The organism is Nostoc sp. FACHB-152 (genome assembly GCF_014697475.1).
In the GTDB taxonomy this organism is placed as follows: domain Bacteria; phylum Cyanobacteriota; class Cyanobacteriia; order Cyanobacteriales; family Nostocaceae; genus Nostoc_B.
In genome coordinates this window covers 24,646-47,972 of record NZ_JACJRV010000028.1, presented here as the reverse complement: position 1 = coordinate 47,972, position 23,327 = coordinate 24,646, and the positions used below count along the sequence as shown (strand labels likewise).

General features: G+C 40.6%; 24 protein-coding genes. 14 read left to right on the top strand and 10 right to left on the bottom strand.

What is annotated here, in order from left to right; all coding sequences use genetic code 11:
• Positions 1-111: 111 nt before the first annotated feature.
• Positions 112-1,014 carry a DnaJ domain-containing protein gene (locus H6G76_RS19105; RefSeq protein ID WP_190703946.1) on the top strand — a complete coding sequence of 301 codons (903 nt, stop codon included), beginning with the start codon at positions 112-114 and terminating at the stop codon, positions 1,012-1,014.
• Positions 1,015-1,151: 137 nt separating this feature from the next.
• A complete protein-coding gene (locus tag H6G76_RS19100) occupies positions 1,152-1,475 on the top strand; it encodes a DUF1825 family protein (RefSeq protein WP_190703944.1) in 324 nt (107 codons plus the stop codon).
• A 186-nt stretch (positions 1,476-1,661) separates the two neighbouring features.
• Here H6G76_RS19100 and H6G76_RS19095 read toward each other — a convergent pair whose 3' ends face one another.
• A complete protein-coding gene (locus H6G76_RS19095) occupies positions 1,662-3,584 on the bottom strand; it encodes a transglycosylase domain-containing protein (protein ID WP_190703942.1) in 1,923 nt (640 codons plus the stop codon).
• 174 nt (positions 3,585-3,758) lie between these two features.
• Here H6G76_RS19095 and tyrS point away from each other — a divergent pair, with 174 nt between their 5' ends.
• The 3 genes from tyrS to H6G76_RS19080 all read left to right on the top strand — a co-directional run bounded on the left by tyrS (position 3,759) and on the right by H6G76_RS19080 (position 6,472).
• Positions 3,759-4,955 (top strand): tyrosine--tRNA ligase, encoded by a 1,197-nt coding sequence (gene tyrS / locus H6G76_RS19090; RefSeq protein ID WP_190704019.1) that lies wholly within the window; start codon positions 3,759-3,761, stop codon positions 4,953-4,955.
• A 94-nt stretch (positions 4,956-5,049) separates the two neighbouring features.
• Positions 5,050-5,760: an orotidine-5'-phosphate decarboxylase gene (pyrF, locus tag H6G76_RS19085; RefSeq protein ID WP_190703939.1), complete on the top strand. Its 711-nt coding sequence runs from the start codon at positions 5,050-5,052 to the stop codon at positions 5,758-5,760.
• A gap of 88 nt (positions 5,761-5,848) precedes the next feature.
• Positions 5,849-6,472 carry a hypothetical protein gene (locus H6G76_RS19080; protein ID WP_190703936.1) on the top strand — a complete coding sequence of 208 codons (624 nt, stop codon included), beginning with the start codon at positions 5,849-5,851 and terminating at the stop codon, positions 6,470-6,472.
• A 26-nt stretch (positions 6,473-6,498) separates the two neighbouring features.
• Here the strand turns inward: H6G76_RS19080 and H6G76_RS19075 are convergent, their stop codons facing one another.
• The 7 genes from H6G76_RS19075 to bcp all read right to left on the bottom strand — a co-directional run bounded on the left by H6G76_RS19075 (position 6,499) and on the right by bcp (position 10,747).
• Entirely contained in the window at positions 6,499-6,837 is a 339-nt protein-coding gene (locus H6G76_RS19075; protein WP_190703933.1) for a type II toxin-antitoxin system PemK/MazF family toxin, read from the bottom strand.
• On the bottom strand, positions 6,824-7,033 hold the full coding sequence (locus H6G76_RS19070; protein WP_190703930.1) for a toxin-antitoxin system, antitoxin component, Xre family protein: 210 nt from the start codon (positions 7,031-7,033) through the stop codon (positions 6,824-6,826). Before H6G76_RS19070 ends, H6G76_RS19075 begins: the two co-directional genes overlap by 14 nt.
• A gap of 82 nt (positions 7,034-7,115) precedes the next feature.
• A complete protein-coding gene (locus H6G76_RS19065) occupies positions 7,116-7,799 on the bottom strand; it encodes a uracil-DNA glycosylase family protein (protein ID WP_190703927.1) in 684 nt (227 codons plus the stop codon).
• A 163-nt stretch (positions 7,800-7,962) separates the two neighbouring features.
• Positions 7,963-9,045: a tetratricopeptide repeat protein gene (locus H6G76_RS19060; RefSeq protein ID WP_190703924.1), complete on the bottom strand. Its 1,083-nt coding sequence runs from the start codon at positions 9,043-9,045 to the stop codon at positions 7,963-7,965.
• 158 nt (positions 9,046-9,203) lie between these two features.
• Positions 9,204-9,545 carry a hypothetical protein gene (locus H6G76_RS19055; protein ID WP_190703921.1) on the bottom strand — a complete coding sequence of 114 codons (342 nt, stop codon included), beginning with the start codon at positions 9,543-9,545 and terminating at the stop codon, positions 9,204-9,206.
• Positions 9,546-9,811: 266 nt separating this feature from the next.
• Entirely contained in the window at positions 9,812-10,243 is a 432-nt protein-coding gene (locus tag H6G76_RS19050; RefSeq protein ID WP_190703918.1) for an NADAR family protein, read from the bottom strand.
• Between the two features lie 15 nt (positions 10,244-10,258).
• Positions 10,259-10,747 (bottom strand): thioredoxin-dependent thiol peroxidase, encoded by a 489-nt coding sequence (gene bcp / locus H6G76_RS19045; RefSeq protein ID WP_190703915.1) that lies wholly within the window; start codon positions 10,745-10,747, stop codon positions 10,259-10,261.
• Between the two features lie 207 nt (positions 10,748-10,954).
• On the opposite strand from bcp, the gene H6G76_RS19040 reads away from it, so the two are divergent.
• The 9 genes from H6G76_RS19040 to H6G76_RS19000 all read left to right on the top strand — a co-directional run bounded on the left by H6G76_RS19040 (position 10,955) and on the right by H6G76_RS19000 (position 19,222).
• Positions 10,955-11,797, top strand: a complete 843-nt coding sequence (locus H6G76_RS19040; RefSeq protein ID WP_190703913.1) for an FAD-binding domain-containing protein — start codon at positions 10,955-10,957, stop codon at positions 11,795-11,797.
• On the top strand, positions 11,794-12,210 hold the full coding sequence (locus tag H6G76_RS19035; protein WP_190703911.1) for a hypothetical protein: 417 nt from the start codon (positions 11,794-11,796) through the stop codon (positions 12,208-12,210). The genes H6G76_RS19040 and H6G76_RS19035 overlap by 4 nt, the downstream gene beginning before the upstream one ends.
• Before the next feature lie 867 nt (positions 12,211-13,077).
• Entirely contained in the window at positions 13,078-13,290 is a 213-nt protein-coding gene (ndhL, locus tag H6G76_RS19030) for an NAD(P)H-quinone oxidoreductase subunit L (protein WP_190703909.1), read from the top strand.
• 24 nt (positions 13,291-13,314) lie between these two features.
• Positions 13,315-13,626, top strand: coding sequence for a DUF3007 family protein (locus H6G76_RS19025; RefSeq protein ID WP_190703906.1), 312 nt, complete (start codon positions 13,315-13,317; stop codon positions 13,624-13,626).
• Between the two features lie 252 nt (positions 13,627-13,878).
• A complete protein-coding gene (trpA, locus tag H6G76_RS19020) occupies positions 13,879-14,676 on the top strand; it encodes a tryptophan synthase subunit alpha (protein WP_190703904.1) in 798 nt (265 codons plus the stop codon).
• A 310-nt stretch (positions 14,677-14,986) separates the two neighbouring features.
• On the top strand, positions 14,987-15,631 hold the full coding sequence (locus H6G76_RS19015) for a cell division protein ZapB (protein WP_190703900.1): 645 nt from the start codon (positions 14,987-14,989) through the stop codon (positions 15,629-15,631).
• 212 nt (positions 15,632-15,843) lie between these two features.
• Positions 15,844-15,966, top strand: a complete 123-nt coding sequence (locus H6G76_RS37755) for a hypothetical protein (protein ID WP_277883112.1) — start codon at positions 15,844-15,846, stop codon at positions 15,964-15,966.
• A 206-nt stretch (positions 15,967-16,172) separates the two neighbouring features.
• Positions 16,173-17,876 carry a hypothetical protein gene (locus H6G76_RS19005; protein ID WP_242056460.1) on the top strand — a complete coding sequence of 568 codons (1,704 nt, stop codon included), beginning with the start codon at positions 16,173-16,175 and terminating at the stop codon, positions 17,874-17,876.
• 179 nt (positions 17,877-18,055) lie between these two features.
• Positions 18,056-19,222: a pyridoxal phosphate-dependent aminotransferase gene (locus tag H6G76_RS19000; protein ID WP_190703898.1), complete on the top strand. Its 1,167-nt coding sequence runs from the start codon at positions 18,056-18,058 to the stop codon at positions 19,220-19,222.
• 88 nt (positions 19,223-19,310) lie between these two features.
• On the opposite strand, the gene H6G76_RS18995 is transcribed toward H6G76_RS19000, so the two are convergent.
• Positions 19,311-21,275 carry an ATP-binding protein gene (locus tag H6G76_RS18995; RefSeq protein WP_190703895.1) on the bottom strand — a complete coding sequence of 655 codons (1,965 nt, stop codon included), beginning with the start codon at positions 21,273-21,275 and terminating at the stop codon, positions 19,311-19,313.
• 97 nt (positions 21,276-21,372) lie between these two features.
• On the bottom strand, positions 21,373-23,148 hold the full coding sequence (locus H6G76_RS18990) for an SWIM zinc finger domain-containing protein (protein ID WP_190703892.1): 1,776 nt from the start codon (positions 23,146-23,148) through the stop codon (positions 21,373-21,375).
• Positions 23,149-23,327: the final 179 nt, after the last annotated feature.

Below are 23,327 nucleotides of genomic sequence, written 5' to 3'. Positions count from 1 at the left end.
ATCGTAGCAAAATAGCTAGATAAAATCAGCATTGTGTAGTCTTGGTGAACAGCCAACATCTAAATATATTCTGATGCTATCTTAAAGTTTTCATTTGCGAATCTGACTACGATGTCTCAGAATGCGCTCCCATCAGCATGGCTAAAACTACTATCTGACCCTTTCGCTGTATTAGGAATACCTGTAACTGCTGATGAGCGTCAGATTAGTAAATGCTATCGTGCCTTAGCTAAACAACTGCATCCCGATCGCTATGTTCAAAGTAGTGATGCAAACCAAAAATTAGCCACAGCCATATTTACTAGCTTGATTAATCCAGCTTACGAACAAGTCAAGCATACACAAAAACGTGCAGAAACTGTAGCGACATTGCGTTTAGAAGCCAAAGCTTGGCAATCAAAAGCTGCGTCTGCACAAAATCTCGTGGTCGAAAAACTACTGAAAGCATCTGCACAAGCAGCCGCGAGTGTTTATGAACAAGCGATCGCTTCCTATGCTGAAAGCCAATATACATCGCTACAGCAAACCTACCAATTAACTCAACAGTTAAACCAACTGAATTTAGCTTATTTGGGCTTGCAGAAACCCCAGCCATCAATTCCTCCAGTCCCCACGGTGGTAATTTCCCAAGTTCAACATCAGTCAGATATAAATATCCCACCAGTTCCCATCAACTATGCTCAACGCCACTACCAAAGAGCCATTCAATATTGCAAACAAAAAAAATGGACACTAGCTGTAGGCGAGTTGCGCGATGCTATTAAATTAGAGCCAAACAACAGCGATTTTTATGCCTTATTAGGATTAGTACATTTCCATCAAAATCTTTTAGGCATGGCAAAAGTTTACACCCGACAAGCACTGAAACTTAACCCACAAAATCTCATAGCTTTAAAGTATGCTCATAAGCTAAAAATTAATGCCAACAACAGCATTCATCCTAAATCAATGGCGAAAGCAGTAGGTATTGCCGCTTTATTAAGCAAGTTTGTTCCCAGAATAGAAAGCAACTAAAGTCAAGTGTTGGAATTTCGGTGAAAAACCGTACATTAACCGAAGTTTGTTTTATATATATATCCCCTAGACTAGAATAAAAATATAAGCATCACTATAAGCGACTGAGGGTCAGCACTCAGTTAAGTGGAAGCAACATGGGATTCTTTGACTCTGAGATAGTTCAGCAAGAAGCAAAACATCTGTTTGAAGATTATCAAGCATTAATCAAGCTTGGTAACAATTATGGCAAATTTGACCGTGAAGGCAAAAAACTGTTTATTGAGCAAATGGAAGCCATGATGGATCGCTATCGCATCTTTATGAAGCGTTTCGAGCTATCAGAAGATTTTATGGCGCAGATGACAGTAGAACAACTAAAAACCCAGTTAGGTCAATTTGGAATTACGCCACAACAGATGTTTGATCAAATGCATTTCACCCTAGAACGGATGAAAGCGGAACTCGAAAAACAACCCTAGAGAATTTTAGATTTTAGATTAATTACGCATTATGTGGATTAGGAGCTAAAACCCTTGATTTATCGTTGTAGAGACGTTGCATTGCAACGTCTCCAAAGGAAAGATAATTCTTGATATTTCCTTGATTTGAATAATTCACATCAGACGTTAATTACCAATCCAAAATCCAAAATTTAAAATCTAAAATTAATTTGACTTAGGACGAGGAAACTTAGAAGGCGGCTTAAATTTTTCCACAGGAACACCTTTAAGTGCCTGAGTCATAAAATCCTTCCAGATGGGAGCTACCATAACACCGCCAGTAGCACCGTGGGCTAACTGTCTATTATCATCTCTACCCACCCAGACAGCAGTGGTTAGCTGAGGTACTGTACCAACAAACCAAATATCCTTTTCTGAGGATGTTGTACCTGTCTTGCCAGCAGCAGGACGACCTATGGCAGCATTTTTACCAGTCCCTTCAGTAATTACAGATGTCATGGTATCGATAATTGCTGCCGATGCCCAAGGATCAAGAACTAGCTTGGGTTTGGGTGTATTGTCTAGCAAAACATTGCCACTACTATCAGTGATCCGAGCAATAATAGTTGGTTGTGACTGCCAGCCGTAATTAGCAAAAGTGGCATAGGCACTAGCCATTTCCAATGGTGTAACGCCAATCGCACCTAAAGGTAAAGAAGTGACAGGTTCCATTGGACTCATAATGCCTAAAGTCCGGCAGGTTTCTATAACCTTAGACATCCCTACAGACTTACCCAGCTTGATTACAGGGATGTTGCGAGATACGGATAGAGCTTTACGAATTGTCATCGCGCCCCCGAAACTACCATCATAGTTTCTCGGAAAGTACCAACCGTCACCATCTCGATAGCTCACCGGCGCATCAATTACTGTTGTATCTGGCCCATACTTACCAGTAGCAAAGGCCGTATAGTAAACAAACGGCTTAAAAGAAGATCCTGGCTGACGCAGAGCTTGAGTAGCACGGTTGAATTCACTGGCCTTAGGATCTACACCACCTACTAGTGCCTTCACAAAATGGGTACGCGGATCAATCGCTACCAAAGCAATTTGATTTTTTGATAATCCTTGCCCACTGAGGGTTTTATGCCACTTTTTCACAGTATCTTCTGCCATAATTTGGAATTTGGCATCAACTGTGGTTTGTACGCGCATTCCACCTTTGAGTAAGGCATCACGACCAAACTTTTTCGCCAACTCCTGCGCCACTGTATTGCTGACATAAGGTAAGGCACTACCTTGGAAAGACCGAATTCTGCCTAGTTTGATTTCTTGCTTCAGGGCATCATCATATTCTTGCTGGGTAATCCACTTCAATTCCAGCATCCGCCCTAGCACTTCTTTTTGCTTCTGTTTTGCCAGCTTCATACTAGCAAACGGGCTGAATTCTTCTGGTGCTTGAATTAAGCCTGCCATCATGGCAGATTCAGCAATAGTTAAGGTTTCGGCTGATTTATCAAAGTAACTGCGGGCTGCTGTTTGTACACCATAATTATTGTGACCCCAATAAACTTGATTGAGGTACATTTCTAATATCTGGTCTTTGGACAAAATTTGTTCTAGGCGAATTGCCAACACGGCCTCAGCTAGTTTACGGGTAATGGCGCGTTTTTGCGACAAAAACAGATTTTTGACCAACTGCATGGTGATGGTAGAACCACCTTCTTTCACACCACCAGCTACAGCGTTAACTACGATCGCCCGACCAACACCTGTAGGATTAATACCATGATGATAATAAAAATGGCTGTCTTCACTAGCTAGTACCGCCCGTTTTAAATTGGGCGAAATTCTATCTAGTGGTACAACTTCACGGTTAGCTTCCCCGTGGACACTGGCTAACAGTTTTCCTTTAATGTCATAAATATAAGTCGTTTCTGAAGGCAAAAAGTTACGTAGTTGCCTAACATCCGGTAAATTACGGAAACTAATCGCTAAACCAACTAGCCCTCCAGCTACAATAGAGCTTGTCAGCATGGTTATTGATAAAAGAGTACCGCCAGTAATCTGACCAACTCCTTTTAAAAACTCAAAACCCGATGAAGGCCGACGTTGTGGTTGCTTATTTTCAAGAGTCCTAGACGACACGACGTTATCACTTCCTCACTTGTAGATTTAACTGTAATTCATCAAAATGCATCAAGATGGTTAATTTTTTGCAATTATATTAGTTTGGCAGATGAAAGATCGGACAAATCGCCAGTGAACATAACTAACTTAACTTCTCAAATAAAAAGTGTAGTAAAAAACGAATCTCCTATTATGGCGCATGATTTTTCTTGGCTACATCGTGGCATAGTGGAAGTATTCCCACAACCTACTGATATTGATAGCGAAATTGAAAGTTTAGAAAAGCGTCTAGCAAATACTAACAGACCTCTCAGGGTGAAGTTGGGAATTGACCCTACGGGTGCTGATATTCACTTTGGTCATAGCATACCAGTACGAAAACTGCGAGCGTTTCAAGATGCTGGTCATACAGCAGTTCTAATTATTGGTGATTTTACAGCACGCATTGGCGACCCTACAGGTAAATCGGAAGTGCGTCGTCAGCTGACAGAGGCTGATGTGGCACAAAATGCCCAGACTTACTTAGATCAAGTGCGTCCTATTTTGGATTTTGACACACCCGGACGGTTAGAGGTACGTTATAACTCCGAATGGCTTTCCCAGCTTAATTTAGGAAAAATTTTAGAGTTACTCTCTACTATGACGGTAAGCCAAATGCTTGCCAAAGAGGGATTTGCTGAACGCTACAAAAAAGAGAATCCAATTTTCTTGCATGAGTTCCTTTATCCGTTAATGCAGGGTTATGATTCTGTGGCTGTTGAGGCAGATGTGGAATTAGGGGGAACTGACCAAAAGTTTAACATTGCTGTCGGCAGAGATTTGCAACGTCACTTTGGACAAAAACCCCAATTTGGCGTACTGTTGCCAATTTTAATTGGTACAGATGGCGTACAAAAAATGTCGAAATCTCTGGGGAATTATGTTGGCTTGTCGGAACACCCAGGACAAAAATATCAGAAGTTGCAAGGGGTTCCCGATAATTTGCTGGAACAGTATTTTGAACTGCTGACAGATTTACCTTTAGATAAATTGCCAGAAAATCCGCGCGATCGCCAGATGCTTTTAGCTTGGGAAGTGGTCAAACAATACCACGGCGAACAAGCGGCAAATGAAGCCAAAGAAGCAGCTAAAAGCGGTGGTAAAGAAGGTGCTGTGCCAGAATTTTCTCTCGCTGGTGTACCCCAGTTTCCTGCCAAGTTAGCGTTTCTACTCAACGCCAGTGGCTTGTGTAAAAGCACAGGCGAAGGTCGGCGCAAAATTCAAGAAGGTGGTGTACGCTTAGATGGCGATCGCATTACCGATATTGATACTACTTTCCCAGAACCTAGTGAATTATACGGACGTGTGCTGCAAGTTGGTAAAAATAAGTTTGTGCGTTTAGTACCTTAAATCAGTTATCAGTTATCAGATAAATAATCACTGCTCACTGTTCACTGCTCACTGTTCACTGCTCACTGTTCACGCTCACTGCTCACTGTTCACTGTGATTAATAAAATAATTGTCCCTTTGGATGTGCCGGATTTAGAAAGTGCGATCGCTCTGGTAGATAAGCTAGAATCAGTCAGCTTTTGGAAGGTTGGTTTAGAGTTGTTTACCAGCGTTGGGCCGCAAATATTGGAGTTTTTAAAGTCTAGGGAAAAGCGCATTTTCTTAGATTTAAAATTCCACGACATCCCTAATACTGTGGCTGGTGCTTGTCGGAGTGCATCGCGTTACGGGGTGGACTTATTGACAATTCATGCGACAGCCGGTAAAGATGCCCTCAAAGCCGCTACCGAAGCAGCCCAAGCTGGTGCAGCCCAAGCTGGTGTGCAACCGCCGAAATTAATTGCCATTACCTTGTTGACGAGTATTTCTGCCAGACAGTTAGCTTTTGATTTAAAAATTCCTCTAGAGTTGCCAGAATTCGCTCTAGAAATGGCACTGATGGCAAAAGAATCAGGGTTAGATGGGGCTGTATGTTCGCCTCAAGAAGTGGCACAGTTGCGACAGACTTGTGGGGATGAGTTTTTGCTAGTTTGTCCTGGTGTGCGTCCAACTTGGGCAGATAAAGGCGACCAAAAGCGATCGCTCACTCCTTCACAAGCTATCCAAGCTGGTGCAGACTATTTAGTAATAGGTCGTCCTATCACTGCTGCTGCTGAACCTGAGTTAGCCTGGAAGAAAATTTCTGATGAGTTAACCACAATATGAGCTAGAAGTTAGGGATTAGGGGCTAGTTTTTGGACTCAATACTTTTTTAAGTCAGTCAATTACTTACGGGAAAATTGCAAAACTCAGCATGAAAAAAGTTTCTTCCCCTATTCCCTACTCTCTCCTCCCAATTGTTATAACTTCGGCTTTCTGGCTGGTAATTGTTAGTAGTACTAATAACTCAGCATTGTCACAAACCCTCACTCCTTCTACACAAATAAATCGGGGTGAGAAGTTTGCTTGCCATGAACAAAATTTAGAAACATTAACTACTCAACTTCTACGCGATTTACCTAGCTATACTAACCGCGCCAGCCAACGTGGTCGCCGTCTCCGCAGAAGCAGTGATCTTTACAGTTATATGTTTATTGCAGGAAGACCTGAATTTCAACCTCTACCCTTAAATCCTGCTGGCAATAGTACATACGATCAAAAAAGTGCAGAAGAAGTTGAGCAAGTTTTTTTTACTACTTTAGCTCGGCAATATAAAGATGGAAAAGCAATTGAATTAGAAGAATTTCATTGGGTATTTCTAACAAAAACTAAACTTGGTTGGCGTTTAGTATTAATGTTTACCCAAACTGGCGGCTATCCAAAACAACAACCACCAACACCGCCACGAGATAGTAGTAATGGTACAGTTGCCCAAGGGATTAAAGCTTGGTTGCGGGATTGTCAAGCAGGAAGTGTACGTATCCGAACTAGGGTTTAAGCTTTTATAGGGGATGCGATCGCTCATCATCCTAAAATAATTTGTAGAAGATTTTGTAATTCTTGGCAATCTATTTCTTCAAGCCGTCCTAATGTTTTAATCACTAGTTCTTTATCAATAGTTGTCAAAACTGGTTTAATAATGGAAGGTTTAATTAGTCCAGCTGCTTGCCACTTAGTTATATTTATTTCGCCAAAAGATGTTGCTGGGTTAGTTTGACTGGTTACAGCTATTACTATCAAATCTGAACGCTCACGTTGATACTCAATAGAACTGATAACTATCGCGGGACGTTTTTTAGTAGTAGTTTGGTCAGTAAAAGGAAAGGGTACTAAAACAATATCTCCGAAGTTAAAGTTTGTCATATTCAGCATCATCAGGATTATCCCAGATTTTTTGCAAAGCTGGTTCAGCTAGCTTTGCCGCTGCTAGGATAAGCATTTGGTCTGAATCTTTTTGAGCTAAGGAATCTATAAACTTGTCAATTAACAAAATTTGTTCAACCGACATTCGGCTGATTTTTTCTACTAGCCTTTGCTTTAAACTGTCATCAGTCTGCATTATTTACGCTCTCCAATTATTACTTTGTAGTAGAATATTGCAGGAACGGCAGTTATTGAAACAGTCAAGCTAAATTTTAGCTTCATGAAAGACTTTGCTTAATTTCATCATACTTAGCACGCACCGCCTGGATATCTTGCCACATTAACCATTTAGGACTGCCTTTTTCCTTTGATGGATTACGCAATAAGTATGAAGGGTGGAAAATTGGCATACACAAACGTCCTTCCCACTCTATCCATTGTCCACGAATTTTTGTAATTGCTTGCTTTTCGCCTGTTAAACCTTTGAGTGCTGTTGCGCCTGTTAACAAAATAATTTTGGGATCAACTAGGCGAATTTGTTCTAGTAAATATGGTAAGCAAGCTGCCATTTCGCTAGGGGTAGGAACCCGGTTATTGGGTGGTCTACATTTATTGATGTTGGCAATGTAAACATCGTCTTCAGTAGTCAGTTTGACCGATGCTAAAATTTTCTCTAATAATTGCCCAGATCTGCCGACAAATGGTAAGCCTGTTTCGTCTTCGTTTTGACCTGGTGCTTCGCCCACAATCATGATTTCGGCGTTGAGATTACCCCTTCCTACTACTGCATGAGTGCGAGTTTGCCCTAATTCGCAACGCTGACACTGGTTACAGTGCTGGGCTAACTCGCTCATGTGGGTATAGGTTCCCGCAGGTATGGGAATTTTACCATCTGTAGGAATTAGCTCTGTGGGATTTGAGCTTGACTCATCGAAGAGGCTGAGTTGAATTTCGCTGCTCATGGAAATACGCTTGTTGGGGTCAGCACCTGATGTTAATTTCAGTAAAATCTTGCTAGAGCTTTTTATTGCTGAATACTGAAGATTAGCACGAGTTCCATTTTAGCAGCGAATTACCGTTAACAGTGAAAGCAGTAATTAGAGTAAACAGTTAACTGATAACTGTTTACTGTTGATATTGCATGGCCTTAGCGTAATCACCTAAGGCATAGCAAGCAACTTTGAGGCTAGCAAGGGTTTCTTCTTCAATGCGTCGGTCTTTAATGCTCCTAGCTAGGAGTAATCTTTGTTCATAATATTTAATGGCTCTTTTATAATCTCCTAAGGCTTCACTAGTCACCCCTAAACTACCTAAAGATTGTTCTTCGCTACGCTTGTCTTTTAGTTCTCTGGCTAATTGCAAACGCTCTTCATAATAAGTAATTGCTTTGCGATAATCACTGGTGGCATAACAAGCGTTGCCTAAATTTTTGAGTACCTGAACAGCACTGCGAGGGTTGTTGAGAAGGCGTGCTATTTTGACACACTGTTCATAATAAGCGATCGCTTTGGGATAATTGTCCAAAGCATACCAAGCATTACCCAAGTTCTTCAGTACCTGTTCTATGCCCCAGTTATCTTGAAGTTCTTCGACAATTTTTAAGCTTTGCTCTTGATACTCAATGGCCTGGATAAAATTGCCCGCAGCTTTATACACTAATCCCAAATTATTTAAGGCTGCAACCTGACTTCGCTTATCTTGCAATTTTTGAGTAATTTTTAAGCAGTCTTCTAAATATTTAATAGCTTTGTTATAGTCGTTCAGATGACGGTAAGCATTACCTAAATGCGAAAATGCCTGCATCTGCACAGATAAATTGGGTGTATCTTTTTTTAAGGCTAGACACTGCTGGGCGTAAGAAATAGTGCTTTTATAATCTCCAGAAGCGTAAGTTACTACTGCTAATAAAGATAAAGCCTGCTCTTGTTGCTGTATATCACCAACTGCCTGAAATAACTCTAAAGACCTTTGCAACGACTTCAACGCCGCTATTAAGTCTCCAGCTTGCTGCTGTTGCACTCCTTGTCGGAGCAATTTAGATGCTTCTAATATTTGAGCATCATTTTTTTCAGCCAGTACCATCTCTCCAGACGCATTTTGGTCAAATTCATGGGTAATGGTGTTGCGCTTGATGGTTTTGAGCTTGGTTGCAGGCACTGGCGCGGGAGAGGTATTGTTGATGTTATTTTTCCATTCACCGTCTGACATCGACCAATTCCTGTTAAGTGGGCTAATAAATCAAGTTTGCCCAAAATTCAGGTTTATCTTTCATACACAACGGATGACTGCTGGTTTGGTATGTGTGGCAATTGTTCATCTAAGCGATCGCCATTACCATTTAAAATCATTTAGCAAATAATTAGCTATCATCCACATAACTTAAACCCGGACTGTACTACTAAGCCTAATCTATTCATGGGACTTTTTGTATTCCATACTTGTTCAAATTCTGCTCTAGTGATGCCAAATTCTTGAATATCTCTTTCTTCTATCGGCTGATCACATAACATTCCGTAATCATCTAAAAAGTGATTACTGTCATAAAACAGTACGTTGCCGTTTTCGTAGACTTCTATCTGTCTTACGGGATACAAATTATGACCAATTTCTAGAAAATAGGTGCTAGTACCCCAAGCATCGAACTCACCGCCCAGGGTTTCATCCCAAAACCACTTGCAATATTTCTTGACATTGGTTGATAAAGACATAGTTTTTTCCTCCTTTGAAGGATTCCTACTCTCAACTCAAATCTACAAAAAATACGCTTTTTGACAGTCTAAGCTAACATCTATAAAAACGTTAAAGGCTTAGTATTTGTGTATAATTCAGATGCTAGACAAAGTAGCTATCTTAATGGATGTAACACTTGGAGATAGTTATCCCTAAAATATATATTTTGCTATATCTGCAAGAACTAATAATTACAACGACAAATTATTTTACAATAAAGTTCTTGGCCTTGAGGCTGTCAGCGTCAACGCAGGATATCTCGCACCTCCATTAAAATTATCCCTAACATATTTTTACCGCTACCATCGGCCCCACAACCCCAGTAGTAATCAATAGGCGAATTTTCAATAATTTCTGCATTACCTGTATAAAGTAGAATTTCCTTGATATCCGTATGAGTTTCAAATTTGCGTAACACCGCTTGTTTCATAATATTGTCTTTTACTTGCTCCCAGTCTGGACGCAGAGGACGGCTTCTTTCGCGTCCCATATTCGCAGCATCTTTAGGCGTTTTTGCTAGACGAATTTGTTCTAAATGAACAGTACCGACAAACTTTTGTGCTTGAAAATAATGTTCACTCGTATACCAGTACAAATCATCTAATACAAAGCCGTGGGGCGAAAAGTTAGAGAAGCAGCCGTATTGTTCACGGATGCTATAAAAATAAATAGTCATAAAATGATGAATCTACTACGTTTCTAGCTTATTAATCAATTCTTGCAATTTTGTGAATACAGCTTCAGCATGAGCTTTTGCTTTTACATTTGGCCAAGCATAAACTATATTCCTATCAGGTGCTATCAGGAAAGTTGAGCGAACAATTCCCATATATTCTTTACCCATAAATTTTTTCAACTGCCAAGCACCATAAGCCTCTGCTAGTTGATGGTCTGGGTCACTTAATAAGGTTATTGACAAGCTATATTTATCAATAAATTTGCAATGAGACTTCCCTGAGTCGGGACTTACGCCTAAAATTTTTGCTCCTAATTTGCTAAATTCTGGGTTCAATTGAGTAAAGTCTTTAGCTTCTGTGGTGCAACCTGGGGTGTCATCTTTGGGATAAAAATAAAGGACAACCCACTGACCTTGAAAATCATCTAAAGTAACTAAATTGCCGTTTTGGTCTGGGTTAGAGAAATTCGGTGCAGGTTGTCCAACTTGGGGAATATTGCTCATTATCCGAGTGAGAAAAATTACGCGCCTCAAAATTTTACCTGGAGCAGGCGATCGCTTCCCTGCTAAATTCTGCTTTTAGCTTAATATTTGTTAATAATTGATATAGACGATATACAATCAAACCGCAAACACACCTGATTGAAGTCATCGTCACCTTGATTGTCCACCTAGACTTTTATATATACTTAACATCAAAAATTACAATTCATGCAACGTAAATTTACTAACCGGGATGAGTTGATAGCTTATCTGCGTGAACAGTTTCCTCAAGCCGCAGAACGAGATAACCATATCAGCGATACTATAGGGGGACGCAAAGCCGCTCAAAAAGTGTTACAAAAAGTAGACCCAGCTGCCTATAGCAAATCACGTAATTTTTTAACAGGCGCAGTCACAAAACTTTCACCCTACATTCGCTATGGAGTTTTGAGCCTAGCAGAAATTAGAGATTACGTGCTTGATAACTCTAAACATCCAGACGATACCACAAAGCTCATTAATGAATTAGGCTGGCGTGACTATTGGCAGAGGTTGTATGTCAAGCTAGGCGATAATATTTGGCAAGACCAAGAAGAATATAAAACTGGTTATACGCCCCAAGACTACACCACAGAGTTACCTCAAGATATTAAAGAAGGTAGCACAGGGAGAGTGTGCATTGATAGTTTCAGCCAGGAGATGCGTGAAACTGGCTACTTACACAACCATAGCCGGATGTGGCTGGCGGCTTATATCGTCCATTGGCGGCGCATTCGTTGGCAAACAGGTGCTAAATGGTTTTTAGAACATCTTTTAGATGGTGATCCTGCAAGTAATAATATGTCTTGGCAGTGGGTTGCTAGCACTTTTAGCCATAAACCATATTTTTTCAACCGTGAGAACTTAGAACGCTACACGAAAGGAATTTACTGTCAGAAATGTCCGCTTTATGGTCATTGTGACTTTGAAGGTAGCTATGAAGAATTAGAACAACGGCTATTTCCTAAAGGTGAATTTAATCAGAAACCTAATAGTCAAAGTTGGCAACGTGGTAAGAGAGGTAAAAAATGAGTAAACCAATTATTTGGGTACACGGAGACTGTCTTAGTCCATCCAACCCTGCACTTCAAGAATACCCCGATGCCCCGGCAATTTGGGTTTGGGATGATGCTTTGATTGAAGAATGGCAATTAAGTCTAAAACGCATTGCCTTTATTTATGAATGCTTGCTAGAGTTACCAGTAGAAATCCGGCGTGGTAATGTGGCACAGGAAATTTTAGCTTTTGCTAAAGAGCATAATGCTAATTTAGTAATCACAGCCGAAAGCCCTAGCCCCAGATTTGATAATATCTGCGCTGAAATCGAAGCTTCTTTGGAATTGGAAGTTTTAGCAGTAGAACCATTTTTTGAGTATGAAGGTTATATCGATTTAAAGCGGTTCTCACGCTATTGGAAAGTAGCTGAAAAATATGTTTTTGAATAATAACGAACCGCAAAGGGCGCAAAGTACGCGAAAGGGAAAGAAAAAGATAAGGAATAGAACCAAGTTTCACCCAGCAGAATTAATGCGATGAACAACTAGTCACTATACAATAGGTAAAGTCACAATCTAGACTATGCTAATTTTTGTTTTTTAATGGGGGTGGAGGGACTTGAACCCTCACGACCGTTTAAGGTCAACGGATTTTCATTCTCTTGCAGCTTTCACTACTGCCTAGTAGTTTTATCTACCTTGGGCTTTGAGAATTGGACTCTCCCTTTACCCTCGACTTTACGTTAGGGTAGCTCCCGTCGAGTCTCTGCACCTTCCCTTTAATTTTTGATTTTGGATTTAAATGGAGTCCAAGATCTAAAATTTTTGGGCTTGGCTCAGGATTGCCTTGTCTGGAAACAGATTTAGGTTTCCCTGAGTTTGAGAGCTGACACTTGAAAGATTTCTCGATCAAGGCTCAGTTAGCTAAGTCCGTAGCGTCTGCCATTCCGCCACACCCCCAGATTTACTTAGGAGTCAGTTATTTTTTGGAGGCAGCAAATACCTCCTTATCTATCCAACATCAATTGTGCATTTTTGGCAACTAGATTTCAGAAATTTTGTCTAGGTTATGCGATCGCTGCTTTTTTCTTAGCAATTCACATTAGACAGGTATCTTAAAATCTGAGTGAACAAGCACGCCGATTTGATACTGGCTTTGCTATTGTAGCATCATCCTGAGTTTTGTCCAGGTAAAAGTGCGGAATTTTTGGACAGTTATAAAAAAGCTTTATAGTTTGACTTTCCTGTGGCTGCACGTTCAGCCTATGATGGGAAACAGATGCACTGAATGGCCTTGTCTATAAAGAGAAAAAATCTATGATCGTAGCCCTGCTGTATCTGAGTTTGGCTGGAGCTTATCTATTAGTCATCCCCGTGGCTGTACTGTTTTACCTCAAACTGCGCTGGTATGTAGCTAGCTCATTTGAGCGTGCTTTTATGTACTTTTTGGTTTTCTTTTTCTTTCCCGGTTTGTTAGTTCTATCACCTTTTGTAAATCTCCGACCACAACCGCGAAAAATTGAAGTCTAACGAGATTGGTAGGTCATAACTCTCATGCGACGCATTGACGCTATTGGAATTGGCTTGGGTATTTTTATTGCTGGCGGCTTGGCTTATGTGGGATTACAGCTATTTGGTTTAGATAGCCAACAAGCTGGGATATGGAGCCAAGCTGTGCTAATGATTGGGTTGATTGGTTGGTTAGGCACTTATCTTTTCCGCGCTGTCAATCAAAATATGACCTACCATCAACAACGGGAAGAGTATGAACAAGCTTTTTTCCAAAAGCGGCTGGACGAACTTACACCCGAAGAACTAGAAAAAATTCAAGCTGAGATTGAACAAGAAAAGCAATCTCAGGTGTAAAGTGATCGTTTTATGAGTCAATAGTCAATAGTCATTGAAGAAGGGAACAGGGAACAGGGAACAGGCAATAGGGAAATTTTTCAGAATTTTCTACTTTTTATTCCTGATTCCGGGGATAAGACATATTGACTTCCATAAGGATTCCCAGTTTTCTAGTTTCTAATTAATTCTTTTGACTATTGAACGCCAGTCGCTACAACGGAGGAAACCTCCGCAACGCGCTGGCTCCCCTTGACTTTTGACTTTTGACTTATGACTGCCATTTCTGATCGCTTTGAAATCTTAAGACGGAATCAAGAGTGCGCTCTGATTCCGTTTATTACTGCTGGTGACCCAGATTTAGCAACCACCGCATCTGCTTTGAAAATTTTAGATAGCAGTGGTGCTGACATGATTGAATTGGGTGTTCCTTATTCTGATCCTCTGGCGGATGGGCCAGTAATTCAGGCGGCAGCTACCCGTGCTTTGCAAAAAGGAACGAAATTAGAAGCAGTGCTGGAAATGCTGCAAGAAATAACTCCCAGCCTGCAAGCACCAATTATTCTGTTTTGTTATTACAACCCGATTTTGCATCGCGGAATTGAAAATTTTCTTCAGCAAATTGCGGCGGCTGGGGTAGCAGGGTTGGTAGTACCTGATTTACCCCTTGAGGAAGCTGCTGGTTTGTTAAAGCCGGCTGGAGAGATGGGGATTGATTTAACATTATTGATAGCACCTACTAGTTCTGCTGACAGAATCGAAGCCATCGCCCGTGCTTCCCAAGGATTTATCTATTTGGTTAGTGTGACTGGTGTCACCGGGATGCGATCACAAATCGAATCGCGGGTATCAGATTTACTGCAACAAATTCGTAATGTCACTGACAAACCAATTGGTGTAGGATTTGGGATTTCCCAAATTGAACAAGCCCGTCAGGTAAAAGAATGGGGAGCCGATGCAGCAATTGTTGGTAGTGCTTTTGTCAAGCGTCTTGCAGAAGGTACTCCTGAAGAAGGACTAAGTGCGATCGCTCAATTTTGCCAAAGTTTAAAAGCTGCTCTGGTTAAATAGGGAATAGGGAGTGGGGGAAGAGGCAGGGGGGCAGAGGAGAGAAGAACAAAGGACAAATGACCACTGACCATTGACTCTTTAAGAAAAAGTAGATTAAGAAAGTATAACAGTATAGTTTTTTTACCTTGGTTTAGTAGACAATTTGACGTTTATAGTCTTGAATATTAACAGCAGATTGCAGGCTGTAAAAAAACTAGCTAATACTGCCGCTTATACTTAAAGTATTAGGTAAAGTTGAGTAAGCAAAAAACTATGAGTGTGAGAGTGTGTCAGTCACAAAAAAGAACGTCGCAGTTGAGGGGCAAAGGCGATGAGTGAGAGTATGGCATTTATCGGTGGAGTCGCTGTGGCTGGGCTGGCGGCTCTTGTTTTGCTCAAGGGAACAAATACTCCCTTACAACCTAATTTTGCTGTTGCACCCCAAATCCCCACGGTAATGGCACCTCAGGTAATGCAGCCACCCGCGCAATACCCTCCTTACGGACAGCAACCCTATCCGAATACACAGCCACCCACTGCACTTAACCCTGAGATACGGGCAGAAGTTGATCAGTTAAAAGCTGAATTGAATCGTTTAAAAACCGATAATGAACAGCTAAGAGGCGCAAACCAACGACTATTTGATAATCAGAACGCCCAGCAGTTGCTATTAGCCCAGCAAAACAACCAAAAAGTAGCATCTGAAGCGTTTCAGCCTCAAAATGCTGCTTGGTGGTCATCACCAATCGTTTGGGCTGTGGGAGGTGCAACACTCACGGTTGGTGGCGGTATAGTTGTCGCTGGAGTATTGGCTTTGTTTGGCCCACGTAACCGTCCTACCCGTACAGTACAGGTTATTCATCCTTATCAAGGCTCAACAACGCCTTTAGTTCCCGTTCGTCGCGCTGAGTTTCTGCCCCCTTCTCGTGGCGAAGCTAGACGAGTAGAAGCACCAGAATACGACGAAATGCATTAACAATAAAATATTTGGAATTTGAAAAAGCATAAGGTGAAATTTTCGCCTTGATGCTTAATTTTTTATTTATTGCTAATTATTGTACAGTGACAAGCACTTGTACAGTAAAGATTTTAGTAACCTAAGAGGGTGTTTGAAAAGTCAGGCAGGGTGTAAAAAAGCTCTCTTAGTATAAGCTGTGAATGAATAGTAAACAGCACCGAGAGAGTGAGATGAGTAAAGTTCACACCAGCAATCTGACCCGTGACCAATATGAATTTCTCAGTGACTTGATTCCAGAGGCAAAACCCGGTGAACGCAAGCGTGAAGTTGATATGTGGTCAGTCTTGCAATGAGCCGTATTATACTGAAGCGACTGGCTTATTTTTTGACTCCCTAAAACTTTTCAAACATCATCTAAATAATCGAGTGATATGATGTTTGGCTAGATGCTTGTTAGTTATTGCTAGGATTTGATATAGCAAACTTAAATGATATCCAAACCAATCTATTGCCTGCGCCACGAGTAGTTTGTAAATTAAATAGGATTGCTATATCAGTAATGTCATCTCTGCATAAATTTTTAATTGCAACAATTAAGCCTACATCTTTTGCTAACAACAGAAGTACTTCTATATCAGTTTTATTGTGGTTAATTCTCAGTTTGGGATTTGGAATATTTTACGGCTACCTGGGACTACAGAAAGCTTTCAAAAGTGAATATGTTGTTCAAGATGATGCAAGAGAATACGTATTTTGGATGCAGAGGTTTGTCGATTCTGAATTATTTCATAATGATTTAATAGCTGATTATTTCAAATCGATTACGCCGTTAGGATATGCCAGTGTTTATAAGCTAATGGCTTATCTAGGCATTAATCCTCTATTGCTGAGTAAAATCTTACCTATTTTTTTAGGTTTGATTATAACAAGCTATTGTTTTTGGCTGTGTCTGGAAATATTTCCAGTTCCACTTGCGGCTTTTATTAGTACTTTGCTACTAAATCAAAGTCTCTGGTTTAAAAGTGACTTGGTTTCTGCTACGCCTAGGTCTTTTTTATACCCTTTGATATTAGCTTTTCTTTACTATCTTGTGCGCGAATCTTGGGTTAGTATCTGTTTGGTAATTGTGTTTGCAGGATTATTTTATCCAATACTGCTATTCATTTGTCTAGGGATTTTACTCCTGCGGATGCCCAAAAATTATATTTTACTTGCCACAATCTTAGGATTAGGATTTTTAGCAATATTGCCTTACGCTTTCATGGCTGCTCAATATGGGCCAAGTGTTAGTGGTACTCAAGCCTTAACAATGCCAGAATACTGGCCAGATGGCAGGCATCCTTTTTTTAATGACAATCCCTGGAAATTTTGGTTGATTGGACAACATAGCGGTATATTACCACCGTTGCTGCCGCCTTTTATTTGGATGGGATTGTTTTTTCCAATGGTATTGCAACATTGCGATCGCTTTCCTCTAATTAGATTAGTTAACAGTAAAATCAAGCTATTATTACAAATTGTCATAGTATCTTTAATTTTATATTTTGCCGCTCATGCCTTATTACTAAAGCTGTTTTTCCCAACGCGATATATAGTTCATACAATACGAATTGTCATGGCGATCGCTAGTGGTATTACTTTAACGGTAATGTTAGATAAGTTTTTCTTGGCTAATCAACAAATGAATGCTGCGGGAAGAAAACGCAGATTTTGGAGATTAGGATTGACAATATTTGTAGCGGCTGCACTTTTTCTATATCCTAATTTGTCAGGACGTTTCCCAACTACAGATTACAGAGTATCTAGAGAGTTAAATTTATATAAATTCCTGCAACAGCAGCCTAAAGAAACCTTGGTTGCTACTCTCGCGGATGAGGCAGATAATATTCCAACTTTTGGTCAAAGACCTATTTTGGTTGGTAGAGAATATGCGCTTCCGTTCCATATCGGTTATTACTCCCAAATTCGCCAACGCAGTATCGATTTGATTCGCAGCCAATACAGTCTTGACATAACAGCAGCAAAACAATTGATTCAAAATTATGGCGTAGATTTTTGGTTACTGGAACGCACAGCTTTTCAACCTGAGTATTTAACAAAAAAAACCTGGCTAAAAAGTTTTCAACCAGTGTTTGCTGAAGCTTTAGATAATTTAGAACAAGGGAAAATTCCGGCGATCGCCAAATTAGTATCTCGCTGTTCTGTTATAGAAACAGAGAACTTTTCTGTATTAAAAGCGGACTGTATTTTAACTTCACCGTGAAGGTATGCAAGAGAGCGGGGGGATAGGGAGAATGAACAGTAACCTCTCCCCTGCGCCTCTGCTCCTCTATACCCCAATACCCTTAGTCCTATATTAAGGAATTCCCTAAAAGGCAAAACTCGGTAGGATTTCTGGGATATCCTTAAGTAAGTTAGAGATTTGCCGAAGAATAAGTAAGAATGAAACTGGCAGCAAGAGTAAGTCAGGTAAAGCCTTCTCTAACCTTAGCGATCGCAGCTAAAGCTAAGGCCATGAAGGCAGAAGGTATAGATGTTTGTAGTTTTAGTGCTGGAGAACCAGATTTTGACACCCCAGCACATATCAAAGCCGCAGCCACCAAAGCTTTGGCAGAAGGCAAAACCAAATATGGCCCCGCCGCAGGAGAACCAAAGTTAAGGGAAGCGATCGCCCAGAAGCTGAAAAATGATAATGGTTTAGATTACAAGGCAGAAAATGTCATCGTCACTAATGGCGGTAAACATTCTTTGTACAATCTGATTGTGGCGTTGATCGATCCAGGTGATGAGGTAATTATCCCGGCTCCCTATTGGCTCAGTTATCCGGAAATGGTAACTTTGGTAGGTGGTGTATCAGTAATTGTCAACACCGATGCTTCCACAGGCTATAAAATTACACCTCAACAACTGCGCCAAGCCATTACCCCCAAAACTAAGTTATTTGTCCTCAACTCCCCATCCAACCCGACTGGGATGGTTTACACGCCAGATGAAATTAAAGCTTTGGCAGAGGTAATAGTTGATGCAGATATCCTTGTGGTTTCCGATGAGATTTACGAAAAAATTCTCTACGACGGTGCAGAACACATTAGCATTGGTTCTCTAGGTAAGGAAATTTTTGACCGGACTTTTATTAGTAATGGGTTTGCCAAAGCTTACTCGATGACAGGTTGGCGACTGGGTTATTTAGCCGGGCCAGTAGAAGCTATCAAAGCAGCCAATTCCATTCAAGGCCATAGTACATCGAATGTTTGTACTTTTGCCCAATATGGTGCGATCGCAGCTTTACAAGATTCTCAAGACTGTGTAGCCGAAATGCTTCAAGCTTTCACCAAACGGCGACAAGTCATGTTAGAGAGAATCAATGCTATTCCTGGTCTCTATTGTCCCAAACCAGACGGCGCATTTTATCTGTTTCCCGACATCAGCAAAACCGGACTCAAATCTTTAGACTTTTGCAACGCCTTAATAGAAGAACATCAAGTTGCAGTTATTCCCGGAATTGCCTTTGGTGCAGATGACAATATCCGCCTTTCCTACGCCACCGATTTAGCCACCATCGAAAAAGGATTGGATAGGTTAGAAAAATTTGTGCGCTCAAGGATTTAGGGTTGTTAATATTGGTCATTTGTCATTGGTCATTTGTGATGACAGATGACCATATAAAAACCTAAAAACTTTATAAACCTGTCCCCTATCACTTATCACCTATCACCTGCTTTAAAGGAATTGCCATGACAAACTCTGTACCTTTACCAAAAGTGGAAGTAAACTGCAATTTACCCTGATGTTTTTCAGTAACAATCTGGTAACTGATAGATAAAGCTAGTCCTGTACTTTTCCCAACAGGTTTAGTAGTAAAAAAGGGATTAAATACTTGTTTTTGTAAATTTTTAGGAATTCCAATTCCATTATCAGCAATGCGAATAACTATTTGTTTATCAGCATTAAGTTCAGTTTGAATGCGAATTTGACCTTTTTTCCTAATTAATGAAGTAGACGCAATTTCTTCATCTTGATGCTGGTGGGTAGGACGATTAACAAATGACTCTTGTATGGCATCAATTGCGTTTGTTAGAAGATTGATAAACACCTGATTAAGTTCTCCAGGGTAGCATTCCACCAGTGGCAAGTCAGCATATTCTTTGATAGCTTCAATTGCTGGATAATCTGGTGTAGCTTGGAGACGGTTCTCTAAAAACATGAGTGTACTATCAATACCTTCATGGATGTTTACTTTTTTTATTTCTGCCTCATCTAAGCGTGAGAAATTTCGCAGAGATAGCACAATTTGTTTAATTCTATCGGCTCCAACTGCCATCGAAGTTAGCAATTTCGGCAAGTCTTCTATCAAAAAATTTAATTCAATAGCTTCTACCTCATCTTGAATTTCTGGTACTGGTTGGGGATAGTGATGTTGGTAAAGTTGCAGTAATCTCAGCAAATCTTGGAGGTATTCATTCGCAGGAGTAATATTACTATAAATAAAGCTGACTGGGTTATTAATTTCATGTGCTACTCCTGCTACTAACTGACTCAAGCTAGACATTTTTTCAGATTGAATCAACTGAGCTTGAGTTTGTTGTAATTCTTTTAAAGTTTGCTCCAGTTCTTGTGCTTGCTGTTGCAATGTTTTGCGTTGTTGACTAAGCAGTACAACCTGCATTTTGGCTCGTTGAGATAGTTGTATTTGTCGCCAAGCAATAATTGTTGCAATTCCCAGCAGTCCACCCAATATGGAAGCAAGTAAATTCAGCGCGTGTAGTTGAGATTCAATATTTTCACGCGGGATAACCAATGCTATCGACCAATTTGCTTGTTTGAGATGAAAATAAGCAACATATTTTTTAGTGCCATCAATAGGAATGAGTTCAATTCCTTGCTCTTTGTTCACCATCCGACTAGCAAGTGTCGCTAAGTTAGAATCAGTTGACTGTAGAAAACTGGGGGCAGGTTTTTCTTGCGTTGACATCAGCGCAGAATTAGGATGAATAATTGGCTCTCCCTTGGAGTTAAGTGCAAATGCGTAACTACCATTACCGTATTGCAGTTTATTAACTACTTGAGTAATTCGGTCTACTTTCAAGCTACCGTTTAACACTGCAATAGGACGACTTTTAATGTCATAACTTTGACGAATAGGAGCAGCAATTGCCACAGAAGGAATTCCAGTAGTCCTGCTGATGAAGGGATCTGATATGTTGACTTGTCCTGCTAGTGCTTTTTGAATAAAATCCCGATCTTTGTTGTTGGTATCAGTTTTACCTACCTCACTGTTGTAATAGGAACCGTTAGGTAGCGAAACTGCAATTTTAAAAAATCTATCAGTGTGCTTAATTTCTGCCTTTAAATATGGTTGAATAACAGCCCAATTTAAGGAACGCGCCACTTCTGTATTCGCAATAGTTTGAATTTCCGTAGAGCAAATTGCTAACCATTGATCAATCTCATCAGTTCCTTGACGTACTTGAAGCAGAGCTTTTTCCTGAAGTTGTTGAACAATTAATTCTTTGACTACCAAGTAACTAGTAATACCAACTATGCCTATTACTAAAGTAGAGCCAATCAAAATCAGTGGTGTTTTCAAATTAGGTAGTTGCTTTTTTAGCACAGATTTGTATTGCCTAACTTGAAACAAGTCACGTAATAGAGGATAGGGCATGACAGGTATTACTGAGAAACTTTAGGTATAGATATTACCTATATTTCCCATAGCATCAACTGTTTGAACATACAGTAGAAAACAGGATTGAAAGGCTTTATTCCATCTCTCTTTGCTGTAACATTCCCATCAATTTCCGCTTGCGGGCGTGGGTTGCCATTAATTTGGCTCGATATTTTGACCAGTCAGCTTGTCTATTTGATGCTAAATAAGCGGCGCGGGCTTTTTTTAACCACTCGACTGCGGCATCATAATATTCGGCTTTCCCTGCATTCATAATTGATTCGGCACGGCGAGAAGCATGGCTAATCACCCATTCAGGACGATAGGGAATGGCAGAATTCATGACACGATGAATAATATCACTCTGATATTCACTCAGTTCATTTGCGATCGCAATTGCATCATCTATCAGTCCTTCTTGTAAGAAAATATCTACCTTGACGGGGCTAGTTTCCCAACTACTATAGACACGGAGAATCTTGAGCAAGTCGGCTTTAACGGTTTCCCATTCTTCGCCAGCCAAATCTTGAATATTTTGGTAGTCTTCTAAAGATGGGTGAGCCTGAAAAGCTATCTTTTTTGCCTGTAAAGCTGTTGTTTTGTTGCCTAACTTCTGGGCTAACTCACTTGTCCAAATTCCTAAGTCATACTGACAATTACCCGATAATTGCAAGCCAAGTTGAGCAATATGTAATGCTTGCTGCAATGCTCCCTGTTCTTTGAGAGTCTTCCCTAAAGCAAAGGCTTCTTCCATTGAATTCATTTCACTTTGGGCAGCTTCTAAGGCTTCTTCTACCCTACCGAGTCTGCCTAGCATCGTTAAGTATTGTCGAGTTTGCCCTTCCGCCTCGGCAAGATACAAGTATTCTTGATAACGCTCTTGACGTTCAAGAATTTTGAGCCGAATTAAAGCCAATTCATCGGCATAATCTGGAATTGTTGCTTCCCATGCTCCCCTTTCGCAAATCTTGCCTTGGAGGACTTGTACTAATGGCGGGTAATCCCAACCTTGGCGCAAAGCCTCTAAACTTAGACTAAAATCGACCTCCCATTCATCTTGCCAAACTTCCAAATTTACCTGGGTATCAATTTTTTCTTCCGGAGTGAGTTCAGCCGAGAGAATAGCTTCACACCAAGCATTATTTAATTCCCAAGCAATTTCGTCATATTCAGCACCATACTCCGCTACTTCGTACCAATTTTCGATACAGGTAGAAGTAATTGCCTCTAAAACTGCGATCGCTTTTTTACCTTCTCCCTGCTCGCTCCAATTTACCGCACTCTGTACTAAACTCAACAATTCTTCTGAAATTGGGTCTTCTTCACACCCATCCTCAAAATAGCGCACAGCTTCGTGGATGATTTGCCGTACTTGCCGACGCACAGGATTCGTATCAATAATATTTTGACGCAGGGATTTTAGCTTTTTTGGCTGGGCAACAGTATTTGTCATCCAGGTGACATGACGATCTATCGCTTCAATCAGCTGCGGCTGTTCTGCTACTAATTCTTGCACTAGCCGTTGAGTTTGCACATGATCTAGACGATCTAGTAATTGCGCCAATGTCGGACGATGCTCAATAATTTCTGGCTGGCGGACACAAACTAGCATAGTTGCCACAATGTGTTTACACCATCCGTCAAAGTTGTAGGCACAGGTACAATTTGCCGAGGTTAAACTATGACCATCAAAACTGAGGTTGACACGGTAAGGTCTAGCTTCACTGCCATCAACTTCTGCCTGTAGCAGATTACCGCGCCGAGTAATGGTATCAACAGCACCTGACTCAAAATAAGCCTCACCTCGTTGGTAAGACTTGGCGTTAGCGTAACGACGGATGGTAAATTCACTGATTTTGGGAATAGACATCGGGCAGACGAAGTGCGAAAATCCTATGCGTAAATATGAATTTAAAATTCAGGTTGGCTTTTTGGCTTATACCCATATTTGAATTCCCAGTCATACCCATTAGGCTGTTTCGGAAATTTCAAACAATACGATACTAGTACAATAAAGCAGCCGATAAAATGATTACTTCAACATTTAAT